Annotated in this window: 15 protein-coding genes; 8 read left to right on the top strand and 7 right to left on the bottom strand. The window is 66.8% G+C overall.

The annotated features are described in order from the left end of the window. Window positions 1–61 precede the first annotated feature (61 nt). Genes GK109_RS21080 through GK109_RS21070 form a run of 3 tightly spaced genes read right to left on the bottom strand, consistent with a single transcriptional unit; the run spans window position 62 to window position 2770 of the window. Window positions 62–1006 carry a COX15/CtaA family protein gene (locus GK109_RS21080; RefSeq protein ID WP_321216187.1) on the bottom strand — a complete coding sequence of 315 codons (945 nt, stop codon included), beginning with the start codon at window positions 1004–1006 and terminating at the stop codon, window positions 62–64. A gap of 7 nt (window positions 1007–1013) precedes the next feature. Further along, complete coding sequence (locus tag GK109_RS21075; protein ID WP_157242358.1) at window positions 1014–1805, bottom strand: ABC transporter permease; 792 nt, start codon at window positions 1803–1805, stop codon at window positions 1014–1016. Continuing rightward, entirely contained in the window at window positions 1802–2770 is a 969-nt protein-coding gene (locus GK109_RS21070) for an ABC transporter ATP-binding protein (protein WP_321216188.1), read from the bottom strand. The genes GK109_RS21075 and GK109_RS21070 overlap by 4 nt, the downstream gene beginning before the upstream one ends. A 103-nt stretch (window positions 2771–2873) precedes the next feature. Between GK109_RS21070 and GK109_RS21065 the strand changes: the two genes are divergently transcribed. The 6 genes from GK109_RS21065 (at window position 2874) to GK109_RS21040 (ending at window position 8070) form a co-directional block, all read left to right on the top strand. Next, on the top strand, window positions 2874–3716 hold the full coding sequence (locus GK109_RS21065; protein ID WP_370460741.1) for a helix-turn-helix transcriptional regulator: 843 nt from the start codon (window positions 2874–2876) through the stop codon (window positions 3714–3716). Beyond that, window positions 3716–5179, top strand: a complete 1464-nt coding sequence (gene sufB / locus GK109_RS21060) for a Fe-S cluster assembly protein SufB (protein ID WP_104997916.1) — start codon at window positions 3716–3718, stop codon at window positions 5177–5179. Before GK109_RS21065 ends, sufB begins: the two co-directional genes overlap by 1 nt. A 2-nt stretch (window positions 5180–5181) precedes the next feature. Beyond that, window positions 5182–6465: a Fe-S cluster assembly protein SufD gene (sufD, locus tag GK109_RS21055; RefSeq protein WP_157242357.1), complete on the top strand. Its 1284-nt coding sequence runs from the start codon at window positions 5182–5184 to the stop codon at window positions 6463–6465. Between the two features lie 23 nt (window positions 6466–6488). Then, window positions 6489–6848 carry a non-heme iron oxygenase ferredoxin subunit gene (locus GK109_RS21050; protein ID WP_157242356.1) on the top strand — a complete coding sequence of 120 codons (360 nt, stop codon included), beginning with the start codon at window positions 6489–6491 and terminating at the stop codon, window positions 6846–6848. 79 nt (window positions 6849–6927) lie between these two features. Beyond that, window positions 6928–7722 (top strand): Fe-S cluster assembly ATPase SufC, encoded by a 795-nt coding sequence (gene sufC, locus GK109_RS21045; protein ID WP_104997919.1) that lies wholly within the window; start codon window positions 6928–6930, stop codon window positions 7720–7722. Between the two features lie 15 nt (window positions 7723–7737). After that, window positions 7738–8070 carry a metal-sulfur cluster assembly factor gene (locus GK109_RS21040; RefSeq protein ID WP_157242355.1) on the top strand — a complete coding sequence of 111 codons (333 nt, stop codon included), beginning with the start codon at window positions 7738–7740 and terminating at the stop codon, window positions 8068–8070. A 159-nt stretch (window positions 8071–8229) separates the two neighbouring features. On the opposite strand, the gene GK109_RS21035 is transcribed toward GK109_RS21040, so the two are convergent. Then, window positions 8230–9108: a neutral zinc metallopeptidase gene (locus tag GK109_RS21035; protein WP_157242354.1), complete on the bottom strand. Its 879-nt coding sequence runs from the start codon at window positions 9106–9108 to the stop codon at window positions 8230–8232. 59 nt (window positions 9109–9167) lie between these two features. Here GK109_RS21035 and GK109_RS21030 point away from each other — a divergent pair, with 59 nt between their 5' ends. Then, a complete protein-coding gene (locus GK109_RS21030) occupies window positions 9168–10574 on the top strand; it encodes a class I adenylate-forming enzyme family protein (protein WP_157242353.1) in 1407 nt (468 codons plus the stop codon). Further along, window positions 10564–11742 (top strand): thiolase family protein, encoded by a 1179-nt coding sequence (locus GK109_RS21025; protein ID WP_157242352.1) that lies wholly within the window; start codon window positions 10564–10566, stop codon window positions 11740–11742. The genes GK109_RS21030 and GK109_RS21025 overlap by 11 nt, the downstream gene beginning before the upstream one ends. A 14-nt stretch (window positions 11743–11756) precedes the next feature. On the opposite strand, the gene GK109_RS21020 is transcribed toward GK109_RS21025, so the two are convergent. From GK109_RS21020 to GK109_RS21010, 3 genes are read right to left on the bottom strand one after another with little or no spacing between them, the layout of a single operon-like run. Next, a complete protein-coding gene (locus tag GK109_RS21020) occupies window positions 11757–12380 on the bottom strand; it encodes an energy-coupling factor transporter transmembrane protein EcfT (protein WP_157242351.1) in 624 nt (207 codons plus the stop codon). Further along, entirely contained in the window at window positions 12377–13108 is a 732-nt protein-coding gene (locus tag GK109_RS21015) for an energy-coupling factor ABC transporter ATP-binding protein (RefSeq protein WP_157242350.1), read from the bottom strand. The genes GK109_RS21020 and GK109_RS21015 overlap by 4 nt, the downstream gene beginning before the upstream one ends. Window positions 13109–13119: 11 nt before the next feature. Then, a complete protein-coding gene (locus GK109_RS21010) occupies window positions 13120–13764 on the bottom strand; it encodes a biotin transporter BioY (protein WP_157242349.1) in 645 nt (214 codons plus the stop codon). Window positions 13765–13830: the final 66 nt, after the last annotated feature.

The raw sequence follows: 13830 nt of genomic DNA, 5'->3' as shown, positions 1-13830 counted from the left end.
TCGGGGGAGTAGGGGCGTTGGTCACAGATTGGCAGCGGCCGGACCGATCCGCTGCAGGGGGTTATTCCACCGGACTTGCTTTTGCGAGATCCCAGGCGTTCGTGGAGGCAACCATCAGCAGCGCGGCCCCCAGCATGTGGGCGGCCACCAGCAGGGCCGGGATGCCGTTGTAGTACTGGGTGAAGCCGATGACGGCCTGGAGGACTGTCACGCCAAGGAGTCCCAGGACTGCCGTTCGGATGGGGCCTGTGATCCGTCGCAGCAGCACCAGCGCAAGCGCAACCAGGGTTCCTGCGGTCACCAGGTAAGCCGGCACGGCGTGGATGTGGGAGAACAGGTCCCAGTCGAGCCCATTGCGCGGAGCGTCCGCGTCGCCGGCGTGGGGGCCGGCTCCCGTTACCACCACGCCCAGCATGACCGCGAGGGCGGAAAAAAGCGCGACGGCGGCGGTCACCGGGCGCATGGCCCCGGGCAGGACGGCGAGGGGAACGGTCCGGAACCGGCCGGTCCGGCCGAATGCCCGGTTGACCAGAAGCGTGGCGAACACCACCAGCGCCATGGATACCAAGAAGTGAAGTCCGACTACCCAGGGGTTCAGGTTGGTGAGGACGGTGATGCCGCCGATCACGGCCTGGGCGGGGATGCTGGCCAGGAGGCCCAGTGCCAGCAGGAAAAGGTCGCGCCGCTCCTTGCGGAGGTTCCACAGGTACACCAGCATCAAAGCGGCGACGGCGGCCAGGGCGAAGGTGAGGAGGCGGTTGCCGAATTCGATGAAGCCGTGGATGCCCATCTCGGGGGTGTTCACCAGGGAGCTGTCAGTGCAGCGGGGCCAGGTGGGGCAGCCCAGGCCGGACGAGGTCAGCCGTACGGCGCCACCGGTGACCACCAGCAGGGTCTGCCCGATCAGGGAAGCTACGGCCAGGCGGCGGACGCTGGTGTCCACAGTGCGGGGCAGCCGCGCCGCCAGGCGGCCGGCGAACTCAGGAAGGCGGAAGGCGGTGCTCACGAATATCTCAATTCCACTTGAACCAACGGATTGCTGCTGCGCCGGCTATGACTGTCCAGAGCACCAGTATGAGGGCGGCGGCGCCATTCACCGCACCGTGCAGGAAGGCGTCCCGCAGGGCTTCGCCGAGTGCGCCCGAGGGCAGGTATGCAACGATCTGCTGGGCCCCGGCGGGGAGCCTTTCCGCGGGAATCACGATGCCGCCGAGGGCCCCCAAGAGGATCCACAGCAGGTTGGTGATGGCCAGGGTGGCTTCCGGACGGACAGTTCCGGCCACCAGGAGGCCCAAGGCAGTAAAAGCCGCCGCCCCCAGCGCAAGGAGCAGGAGCCCCGGAATCCAGCCGGCCGCCGTCGGCCGCCACCCCAAAGCCAGCCCAACGGCGGCCACCACGGCAACCTGCAGGCACAACACCGCCAGGACCGAAAGCACCTTGCCCGCGATCAGCCCGCCGCGGCCCAGCGGCGTGGTGGAGAGGAAGCGGAGCACGCCATAGCGCCGGTCGAATCCGGTGGCGATGCCCTGCCCGGTAAAGGCCGTGGACATGGCGCAAAGGGCGAGGATGCCGGGCACCGCCACATCGATGCGGGTGGGTCCGAGCCCGTCCAGGAAGGGTGTCACGGTCAGGCCGGCAAGCGCCAGCAGCGGCAGCACCACTGCGAGGATCAGCTGCTCGCCATTGCGCAGCATTGCCAGCGCTTCGTACTTGCCCTGCAGCAGTATGCGCCGCAGCAGGGGTGCGGGCGACTGGCGGCCGGGGCCTGGAGCGGTGCCTGCGGCACCCGCGGGAGTCCCGTTCATCGGAGGTCCTTTCCCGAGATGTCCAGGAAGACGTCTTCAAGGCTACGCGCCTGCAGGGTCATGGAAGCGGGCATGATGTCGTGGACGGCCCACCATTCTGCCAGGGCTGCAAGGTGGCGGGGGGTCAGAGTACCGGTGGCGGTGTAGCTGCCGGCCCGTTCCTCGGAGATGACGACGTCGGCGGGCAGCACGGCGGACAGGTCCAGTCCCGGCTTCGCCTCGAAGGAGAGGGTCCGCACGTGGTGGGCGCCTGCTTCCAACGCGGGTCCGCGCTGAAGGAGTTCCTGGACTGTCCCTTCGGCGACGTTCCGGCCGCCGTCGATGATGTAGACGTAGTCGGCCAGCCGCTGGGCGTCGTCCATCAGGTGCGTGGTGAGGATGATTCCCAGGCCGGCATCCCGCAGTTCGCCGATCAGTTCGAACACCAGCTGGCGGGACTGCGGATCCAGCCCGGCGCTCGGCTCGTCGAGGAACAGGACTTCCGGCCGGCCGATCAATGCTGCCGCGAGGGCAAGGCGCTGTTTCTGGCCGCCTGAGAGCCGCCGGACGGTGGTCCGGCCGAACGCGTCGATCCCCAGCCGCTCAACCAGGTCCTCCACGGGCCAGGGGTGGGCGTAGAGTCCGGCAATGTGCCGCAGCAGCGGCAGCGGCCTGGCCGACGGCGGGAGGCCGCCGTCCTGGAGCATCACGCCTACGCGGGACCGCAGGTCCGCCCCGGCCGACGCCGGGTCCTGGCCCAGCAGGGTGATGCTGCCGCCGCTGCGCTTCTGCAGGCCCTGGGCGCATTCGAGCGTGGTGGTTTTGCCTGCACCGTTGGCACCCAGCAGTGCAGTGACCTGCCCGCGCTCGGCGACGAGTGAGATGCCGCCCACCACCCGGAGCATTTTTCCGTCCAGGCTGGAAAGCGGACCTACATCCTTGATGAGCCCGTTAATGGACAGGACGGGGGATTGGGGCGATCGCACCCCAGTATTCTACGGGAAGTAGTATTGCCGGCAGTCCGCTGTTGCGGGTCAGGTCAGCCTCGCCTTACTGGAACCCGGGACTAAATTACGACACTATTGTGTTGTGTATTCCATGACCAACGCTACTGCTGTGCCTGTTGTCCGGCACGGGGCTTCCGCTGTTTCCGCGGAAGGCGGCGTCATGCCCGCAGGGCCGGTGGCTGACGCAGATGAGCGTACCCGCGACCGCGTCCTTGCTGCGGTCCTGGAACACGGACCAGTAAGTGCCGCCGAACTGGGCGACCTGCTGGGATTCACGCCCGCGGCAGTCCGCCGCCACCTGGACCATTTGTCCCGTGCCGGCGTTATCGAAGTCAAGCGGGTGGCCAAGTCGGGTGCAGGGGCAGGCCGCCCCGCCCGGCGTTACGTCCTTAGTTCCCAAGGCCAGTCGAGCCTTGGCAACGACTACCTTGATATTGCCGCCCTCGCCCTCCAGCAGCTCCAGGAAATGGCAGGCCCGGACGCCGTGCGGGCCTTCGCCGTCGAACGCTTTGCGGACATGGAGCGCCGGTACGCGCCCGAGATCGAAAAGGCGGGTCCGGACATCACCGACCGCGCCAAAGCGCTTGCGGACGCCCTGAGCCGGGACAACTTCGTGGCGTCGGCAGCCTCCATCGAGGCCAAGGCTCCGTTGCCGGCAGCCCTTTCCAGTGTCCAGCTGTGCCAGGGCCATTGCCCCATCCAGCAACTCGCCGCCCGTTTCCCCGTGTTTTGCGATGTGGAGACCGAAGTGTTCTCGAGGCTGGTGGGCGTAGACGTACGCCGGCTCTCCACACTTGCCCGCGGCGGCCACGTCTGCACCACCCACATTCCCACAGGAAGGCTGTCTGCCGGAGGGCCTAAACCGCTCCCGGCAGCCCCCGCCCGCCTGAATGAAGTAACCAACCATCAGCAAGAAAGGCCGTGATGACGGACCAACTATCAGAGAAAGCAGTCGCCGAAAACACTGTGATCTCGGAGATTCTTGAGAAGAATCCCGAGCTTCACGGCATCGGCAACTACGAGTACGGCTGGGCTGACAAGAACGACGTCGGCGCCAACGCCCGCCGTGGGCTCGATGAAGAGGTAGTCCGGGACATTTCGGCCAAGAAGAGCGAGCCGGAATGGATGCTCGACCTGCGCCTCAAGGGCCTGAAGTACTTCGACCGGAAGCCCATGCCCACCTGGGGTGCGGACCTCTCCGGCATCGACTTTGACAACATCAAGTACTTCGTCCGCTCCACGGAGAAGCAGGCTGCCACCTGGGAAGACCTGCCCGAGGACATCCGCAACACGTACGAGAAGCTGGGTATCCCGGAAGCCGAGCGCAGCCGCCTCGTCTCCGGTGTTGCTGCACAGTACGAGTCCGAGGTTGTCTACCACCAGATCCGCGAGGACCTCGAAGCCCAGGGCGTCATCTTCCTGGACACCGACACCGCCCTCAAGGAGCACCCGGAGATCTTCCAGGAGTACTTCGGCACGGTCATCCCCGTGGGCGACAACAAGTTCGCGTCGCTGAACACCTCGGTGTGGTCAGGCGGTTCCTTCGTCTATGTGCCCAAGGGCGTCCACGTGGACATCCCGCTGCAGGCATACTTCCGCATCAACACCGAAAACATGGGCCAGTTCGAGCGGACCCTGATCATTGCCGACGAGGACTCCTACGTCCACTACATCGAAGGCTGCACCGCGCCGATCTACACCTCGGACTCGCTGCACTCGGCCGTCGTGGAGATCATCGTGAAGAAGGGCGCCCGCGTCCGGTACACCACCATCCAGAACTGGTCCAACAATGTGTACAACCTGGTGACCAAGCGTGCCATCTGCGAAGAAGGCGCCACCATGGAATGGGTCGACGGCAACATCGGCTCCAAGGTCACCATGAAGTACCCGGCCGTCTACCTCGTAGGCGAGCATGCCAAGGGCGAAACCCTGTCCATCGCGTTCGCCGGCGAAGGCCAGCACCAGGACACCGGCTCCAAGATGGTCCACATCGCGCCGAACACCAAGAGCTCCATCATCTCCAAGTCCGTGGCCCGCGGCGGCGGACGCGCAGCCTACCGCGGCCTGGTCCAGGTCCGCGAAGGCGCCAAGCACTCCGCAAACACCGTCCGCTGCGACGCGCTGCTGGTGGACACCATCAGCCGTTCGGACACCTACCCGTACATCGACATCCGCGAGGACGATGTCGTGATGGGCCACGAGGCAACTGTTTCCCGGGTCAGCGAAGAGCAGCTCTTCTACCTCATGTCCCGCGGCATGCGCGAAGACGAAGCCATGGCGATGATCGTCCGCGGCTTCATCGAGCCGATTGCCCGCGAGCTCCCCATGGAGTACGCACTTGAGCTGAACCGCCTGATTGAACTGCAGATGGAAGGGTCCGTCGGATAACGATGACTGAAATCACTACTGAAAAGGCACGCATCGGCGCGCCCTCAGCCCAGCCGTTCATTGACGGCTTCACGGAGGAAGGCGAGAGCCTTTCTCCCATCAATGCCGGCAACAAGGCACCGCTTGCCGGCGCTCCCGCCAAGCGCCACTCCCACGGCGGCGGCGTCGGTGTCCCGGACAGCTCACGCGCCGGCCGCCTGACGTCCTACAGGCTTGCCGATTTCAAGCCGCTGACCGGCATGGAGGAAGACTGGCGGTTCACCCCGCTCAAGCGCCTCCGCGGCCTTCACACCGAGGTCCTTTCCGGCGCGGCGCCCACAGTGGTTGTCACCGGTCCGGAGCAGGTCATCGTTGAGAGCGTCGGCCGTGACGACCAGCGCATCGGTACGGCCGGCATCCCCGAGGACCGCGTGTCCGCCAACGCCTGGGAGAACTTCGCCGGCGCGACGGTGGTAACCATCCCGTCCGAGTTCGAAGCCACGTCGGAGATCAACGTGGACATCGAAGGCACGTCCCTCGAAGCCGCCGCCCAGCACCTCGTGATAGTCGCAGAGAAGTTCTCCAAAGCGGTGGTTGTCCTGAACCACAGGGGCTCCGCCGTTGTTTCGGAAAACGTCGAGATCATCGTGGAAGACGGCGCGAACCTGACCGTGATCACGCTCCAGGAATGGAACGACGACGCCGTCCACGCCTCCTCCCAGCAGGCGAAGATCGGCCGCGACGCCAAGCTCAAGCACGTCATGGTGAGCCTCGGCGGCGACCTCGTCCGCGTCACGCCGTCGGCCCGCTTCACCGCCCCCGGCGGCGAAGCCGAGATGTTCGGCCTGTACTTCGCCGACGCCGGCCAGCACCTGGAGCAGCGCCTCTTCGTTGACCACGCCGTGGCCAACTGCAAGTCCAACGTGCTGTACAAGGGCGCGCTGCAGGGCCGGAACGCCCACGCAGTCTGGGTTGGCGACGTCCTGATCCGCAAGGAAGCCGAAGGCACCGATACCTACGAGGCCAACCGCAACCTGCTGCTGACGGACGGTGCCCGCGCCGACTCCGTGCCCAACCTCGAAATCGAGACCGGCCTGATCGAGGGTGCCGGCCACGCCAGCGCCACCGGCCGCATGGATGACGAGCACCTGTTCTACCTGATGGCTCGCGGCATCCCCGAGGACGTTGCCCGCCGCCTGGTGGTCCGCGGCTTCCTGAACGAGATCATCCAGCAGATCAAGGTCACCTCCATCGAGGAGCGGCTGACCGAGGCTGTTGAGCACGAGCTCGCCCTCACGGACAACTAGGAAGCACGGAGCACGGTTTACAGATGACTGACCAGCCAAAGGGCGAGCTTGTCTGCAAGGCGGATGAAATCCAGCTGAAGCAGGCGCTGCGGATCCTGATCGACGACTACCCTGTGGCCATCGTCAAGGACTCCATGGGGGAGATCCACGCCATCGGCGACACCTGCTCGCACGCGGACATTTCGCTCTCCGAGGGCGAGGTCGAAGGCTGCGCCATCGAGTGCTGGGGCCACGGGTCCCAGTTCGATCTGCGCAGCGGGCAGCCGCTGCAGCTGCCGGCCTACGATCCCGTCCCGGTCTTCGCCGTCGACATCCGCGGGGACGAGGTCTACGTGGACGTCACCACTGTCCTCAACGGCGCCGAAGCTCCGAACTTCAGCTAGCACCACAGAATTACGAACCAACTTCCAGACAGAGAGCGCACCGCGGCCGGCAGGCACGGTGCAGAGGAGAACAAGACACATGTCTACTCTTGAGATCAAGGACCTGCACGTCAGCATTGAGACGGAGCAGGGAACCAAGGAAATCCTGAAGGGCGTCAGCCTGACCATCCGGACCGGCGAGACCCACGCCATCATGGGCCCCAACGGCTCCGGCAAGTCCACGCTGGCCTCCACCATCGCGGGCCACCCGCGCTACAACGTCACCAGCGGCTCCATCACCCTCGACGGCGAAGACGTCCTGGCGATGAGTGTTGACGAGCGCGCCCGTGCAGGCGTCTTCCTGGCCATGCAGTACCCGGTGGAGGTCCCCGGTGTCAGCATGACCAACTTCCTGCGCACCGCAAAAACTGCCATCGACGGCGAAGCGCCCAAGCTCCGCACCTGGACCAAGGACGTCAAGGCTGCCATGGAGAAGCTGCGGATCGACGCCGACTTCGCCCAGCGCAACGTGAACGAAGGCTTCTCCGGCGGCGAAAAGAAGCGTGTGGAAATCCTGCAGCTGGAACTCTTCAAGCCGAAGTTCGCCGTCCTGGACGAGACCGACTCCGGCCTGGACGTCGACGCGCTGAAGGTCGTCTCCGAGGGCGTCAACCGCGCCCACGCCGAGGGCAAGATGGGCACGCTGCTCATCACGCACTACACGCGCATCCTGCGCTACATCAAGCCTGACTTCGTGCACGTGTTCGTGGACGGCCAGGTTGTCGAGGAAGGCGGCCCGGAGCTGGCCGACCGCCTGGAAGAAGAAGGCTACGACCGCTACGCCAAGGGCGCCGGCGCGGCCACCATCGCGGCCTCCGCCGCAGCACAGGCCTAGTAAAGGACACTTGCCATGACCGAAATCAACACGGCACGCACGAGCCTTGAGGACGTCGAGGAGGCGCTGAAGGATGTCATCGACCCCGAACTCGGCGTCAACATCGTTGACCTGGGCCTGCTGTACGGCTTGAAGTACTCCGATGACGACGGCGCGCTGCTGATCGACATGACCCTGACCACCGCGGCCTGCCCGCTCACCGACGTCCTGGAGGAACAGGTGGGCAAGGCCCTGGACGGCGTTGTTGACGACTGGCGCCTGAACTGGGTCTGGATGCCGCCATGGGGTCCCGAGCGGATCACGGACGACGGCAAGGACCAGATGCGGGCACTCGGCTTCAACATCTGAGAGCTTCACAAGTACGACGACGGCGGGTCATCTTTCCCAGGAAAGGTGACCCGCCGTCGTCGTACCCTCATCGAGTGCTCCGTATATGCCGTTTTCAGACCTCAAAACGACACGTACGGAGCAATCGATGGGGCTAGAGCTGCAGAGCGCTCGGCGGAGTTAGAGCGAGGGTGCCGAGAACGTGTCGCACTGGTTGATGTCCCCGGTCTCGTAGCCGCGGTAGAACCAGCGCTGGCGCTGCTCGCTGGATCCGTGGGTCCAGGCCTCGGGCGTGACACGGCCGGTGGCCGCCTCCTGGATCCGGTCGTCGCCAACCGCAGACGCGGCGGACAGTGCATCGTTCAGGTCCTGCTGCGTGAGGGCTTCCAGGAACGGCTGGCCGTCGGGGCCCGGCTGGGTGGATGCGTGTTTCGCCCAGAGTCCGGCGTAGCAGTCAGCCTGCAGTTCAACCCGGACTGCACCGGACTCCGGCCCCTGCGGATCCTGCTGTGCTTGGTCGAGGCTGCCCAGCACGTTCTGGATGTGGTGTCCGAACTCGTGGGCCACCACATACTCCTGCGCCAGCGGCCCGCCTGAGGAACCGAACCGGTCCACGAGTTCCTGGAAGAACCCGGGATCAAAGTAGGCGGTGGTATCGGTGGGGCAGTAGAACGGTCCCACCGCGCTGGAGGCCGTGCCGCAGCCGGTGCTGACCGCCTGGTCGAAGATCACGGTCTCCGGCTGCGGGTACTGCACGTTGTACTGCTGCAGGTAGGCAGGCCAGAAAGCGTTCAGGCTGTTGACTGTGCCGGTGATGCGGCAGTCCACGCGGGCGTCCGCATCCGCCCCGGTCTGGCAGGCAGGAGCCGTGCCCTGGCTCTGCGGTGCCTGGCCCGCACCGGCCAGGCCCTCCAACAGCTGGGGATTGACGCCCAGCAGCGCGGCAATGAGCAGGATGAGCCCGCCGCCGATGCCGCCGCCCACTTTGACTCCGCGGCCCATGCCGCGCCGGTCCTGGACCTGCGAGGGGTCCAGCTGCACATTGTCATTGAAACTCATAAAGTCACAATACCCGCGGGCCCGCGGCTCAATCCGTGCCGGCCGGTAAAGTTGATGCGATGCCTTTCCTCAACCGAATCCAGCGCTGGGCCGATGAACGGCCGCACGACACCGCCGTCGTGATTGCAGGACGGCGCCTTTCCTGGTTGGAGTTCCGGGATTCCGCCGCCGCGCTGGTAGCCCACGCCAAGTCCGTCACGGCCCTCTGTGAGGCCAATTCGGTTGACTTCGCCACCAAATTCGCCGCCGCGGTGGCGGGCGGGCGCCAGTGCGCCGTCCTCGACCCGGCGTGGGCCGCCCAGCTGCAGGAGGACATCAGGCGGCGCGTCGAAGCATCCGCACTTCCGGCACCGGTGTCCCCGGACGATGAGCTGGCGGACGGCGTGCCGGAGGGCACCTTCCTCATCGGCCTGACGTCCGGCACCACCTCGGTTCCCAAAGCCTTCACGCGCTCCCGGCGGTCCTGGCAGGAATCCTTCGACGCCTCGATCGAGTTCTTTGGGCTCCGCCAGGATGATGTGACGCTGGCGCCGGGGCCGCTCGCCGCGAGCCTCAACCTCTACGCCCTGGCAGAGTGCCTTTATGCGGGGTCCGAGTTCCAGACCCTCGAATCCTTCGACGTCGGGGACGTCCATACCGCCATCGCGCATGACCGCGTCACCAGGCTGGTGCTGGTGCCCACCATGCTAAGGATGCTCAGCGAGCGCGGCCTGACCGGATGCGTGGACGCTTCCGGGGTCCGCACCATCATCTGTGCAGGCTCGAAGCTGGACGCGCGGACGCTGGAGGCCGCGCGCCGCTGGGCCCCGAACGCCACCATCTTCGAGTACTACGGCGCCTCGGAGCTGAGCTTTGTGTCCGGGGCCGGGCTGCCGGCCCGCCAGCCTGCCGTGCACGGCGGCACCGGAATTGGCCGGCCCTTCCCGGGCGTGGACGTCCGGATCCTCGATGACGCCGGCATGCCCCTCCCGGACGGTGACGCCGGGAACATCTGGGTCCGGAGCCCGATGGTCAGCAACGGCTACCTCTGGGGCGACGACGGCCAGGCCCTGAAGTCCTTCGGCGGCTGGTTCACAGTGGGGGACCAGGGGTATCTCGCCGAGGGGGAACTGCACATCCTGGGCCGCCGCGCGGACATGATCCTCACGGCCGGCAGGAACGTCTATCCGCACGAGGTTGAACTGGCACTGTCAGCGGTGCCCGGGGTCTCCGCCGCCGTGGCTGCCGGAATGCCCGACGACCTGCGCGGCCAAAGGGTGGTGGCCGGCGTCGTCCCCTCCCATGGGGCGGTCACGGCAACGCAGCTCCGGGCGGGACTCGAAGAGCTGCTGGCACGGGACAAGCGGCCGCTCCAGTACTACCTGCTGGCCGAATTGCCCGCCACGGACCGCGGCAAGGTCAGCAGGAGTCTGCTGCTGGACTGGATAGAGTCCCGGGACCCGAGGGTGCGCAGCCTTGGCGGCTGACCAGCTCCCTCCGGACCGGCAGCCCGTCATCATCGCGGCCCTGCGGACGCCGGTTAGCCGCACCAACGGCGCCCTCCGGAAACTGCGCGCCCACGAGTTGCTGGCGCCTGTCCTGCGCGGCCTTCTGGCCGGCGTCGGGGTTGAGCCCGGTGCCGTTGCCGACGTAGTGATCGGCAACGCCGTGGGCGGCGGCGGAAATGTGGCGCGCCTGGCCCTGCTCGAGGCCGGAATGCCCGTCAGTGTTCCCGGCATCACCGTGGACCGCCAGTGCGGTTCGGGGCTGGACGCGATCGTCCTCGCGTCACGGCTGGTGGCAGCGGGCGGTGGTCCGCTGTTCCTTGCCGGAGGTGTTGAGAGCACCAGTACGGCGCCATTGCGCGCGTACAGGAACGACGACGGCAGCCCGGAGTTCTACCGGCGGGCCCAGTTTGTGCCGGCGGCCTTCGGGGACCCGGACATGGGCGTGGCCGCGGAAACCGTGGCGCAGAAGTTCAGTGTCAGCCGGGAGCGGCAGGACGCCTTCGCCCTCCGGAGCCACCGGCTGGCGCTTGGCGCCTCTCAAGCAGGGTATTTCGACGGCGAGCTGGTTCCGTTGGACACCGGCGCCGGGACTGTTGCTGCTGACGATGGTCCACGGCGGGGGTTGAACGCCGCGGTGATGTCCCGGTTCCCGGCCGCCTTCGTGGAGGGAGGAACTGTCACCGCGGGGAACTCATGCTTCGACGCGGACGCCGCCTCCGCCGTCGTCCTGACATCCCTTCAGCGGGCGCGGGAACTGGGCGCGGCGGACGCGCTGCTGGTGCTGGGCGCCGGGACGGCAGGAGTGGACCCCGAGGTGCTGGGCGTCGGTGCCGCCGCCGCGGCGAAGAACGTGCTCGGTGCCGCGCAGGTGGGCGCCGGAGAGCTGGACCTGGTGGAGTTCAACGAAGCCTTCGCCTCACAGACGCTTGCCTGCCTGGATCTGCTGGGGATTGACGGTGAGCGGGTAAACCTCGACGGCGGGGCGCTGGCCTTGGGCCATGCGTACGGTGCGTCCGGCGCTGTCCTGGTGACGCGGCTTCTCGCCCAGGCGCGCAGGAACACGGCGCCGGGAAGCCTGGCACTGGCCATGATCAGCAGCGCCGGAGGCATGGGTACGGCAGCGTTGCTGCAGTACGAGCGCCTCTAGGAAGTTCCCGGGCTTCAGTCCTCCGCTTCGCCCAGGCCGCGGGCGGCAAGCGCCTCGCCCGTCTGGCGGGCGAAAGCCACCGAGGTGATGAAGACGGGCAGGATCAGGGCCCTCGGATTTCGTTCCAGGCCCCGGGCGCGGGCGGAATCCCGGACGTCGGCAAAGGTGCCGGCGATGTAGGGGATGCTGCGCAGCATGATGCCGATGGTGAGGGCGAACCGCTCGGGATCGGCACCAAACCTCCTGAAGGGCGTGGCTGCCCTGACTACTCCATCCAGGAGCTGCTGCACCGGGGTAGTGGCTGTGAGCAGCGAGGCCGCCACAACGCAGATGACGATGTTCAGGACGATCCTGGCCGCAGTCGGGGCTCCCAGCTGCCACCACTGGAACAGCCCGATGACCAGCAGGACGGCGGCGAGCGGGCGGATTGCTCCCCAGAGCCGTTTCAGGCCCGCACCGGTGAGCAGGAAGAGGCCGCAGAGTCCGCCAAGTACCGCCGCCGAGATGAGCCAGTCCTGGATGATGAACGAGGCCAGGCCGCAGCCGAACACCAGGAGGAACTTCAGCGCGAGCGGTGACCGGTGGAGCAGTGAATTCCCCGGTACGTAGTTGGCCAGGAGGAAGCCGTGCCCCCTCATAGGACGCCCGGCTCCGTGGCACGGAGGCCTTCCATGCACAGGGCGCGGTACGCTGCCACCGCTTCCGCCGGGGCACCGTCGAACGCGACTTTTCCCTGGTCGATGACCAGTACGCGGTCCATCTCCAGTGCAAGGTCAAGGTCGTGGGTGGACATGATGACCTGCTGGTCCAGCCCCGCCAGGGTCCTGCGGAGAAGCTCCCGGTTGCGAAGGTCCAGGAGGGTGGAGGGTTCGTCGAGCACAAGGACCTGGGGGCTCACCGCCAGGACGGCCGCGAGGGCCATCAGCTGCCGCTCGCCGCCGGAGAGTTCGTAGATGCTCTGGTCCGCCAGATGCAGCAGTCCCATCCGCTCGAGGGACGCTTCGGCCTTGCTGCGCCGCTCGGTGCCGTTCTTCACCGAGCGGCGCAGCGAAAGCTCCACGTCCTCCCGGCCGGTGGGCATCACCAGTTGGGAGAGGGGATCGGTGAAGACGAAGCCGACGTTCCGCCGGACTTTCCGGACGGCACGTACTGTGTCGTCGCCGTCGACCGCAACGCTGCCCGCTGTCGGCTGGATGAGGCCGTTGACCAGCCGCAGCAGCGTGGACTTCCCGGAGCCGTTGGCGCCGATGACGCCCACGCGCCGTTCCGTGAGTTCGAGGTTGACGTCGGCGAGGAGGACCTTGGGCTCAGGGGAGTGGTCCGTTTCGACGGCGACTGTTGCCTTGTCAAAGGTCACGGAAGGCATGGCGGTTGTTCCTAGGCTTCGGTGGTCTGGACGGTGCTGCGGCGGACGCGGCGGACCAGGATGTCCGGGAATGCGCGGTGGAGGGCGACGGCGATGATGGCGGCGAGGATGTTCTTGACGATGTCTCCGGGGTAGAAGACCAGATCGCTTACGAATGCCTGCGCCAGGGTTGCCTTGGTGTTCAGGGCAATGCCGGCGACGCCGAGCGAGTGCACCACCAGCACGCTGGTGGCCATGGCGGTCAGGAAGAGCCAGAGGGCACGGACTTTGGTGGTGCGGCGGATCACCAAGGTGGCGAGCCAGCCCACGACCAAAGCTGCGATGGGGAAGGCGATGATGTAGCCGGCGGACGGACCGGCGAGGATGCCCAGTCCGCTGCGGCCCTGGCTGAAGATCGGAAGGCCGGCGAGGCCCAGCAGGGTGTACAGGCCGACGGCGGCGAAGCCCCTTCCGGGGCCGAGCACCAGGCCGGTGAGCATCACGGCAAGGGTCTGGAAAGTGATGGGGACGCCGAAGCCGTTCACGGCCAGGCCGGGAACGAGGGCCGCGCCGGCCACGAGGGCGGCGAAGACGGCGATCAGGCCCAGGTCGGTGGCGTTCCAGCGGTGGCGCTTGGTCTTGCCGGTATTGCTGACGGCAGTGTCGGTGTTGCTCATGGTGGTCCTGTCGGGGTAGTACAAGCGGGATCTGGTGTAGTCCCGACGTTACCGGGGCAGGGCAGG

The organism is Pseudarthrobacter sp. GA104 (assembly GCF_009741265.1).
Taxonomy (GTDB): Bacteria; Actinomycetota; Actinomycetes; order Actinomycetales; family Micrococcaceae; genus Arthrobacter.
Note: the sequence above shows the minus strand (reverse complement) of the source record. Positions and strands in the feature narration are given on the sequence as shown.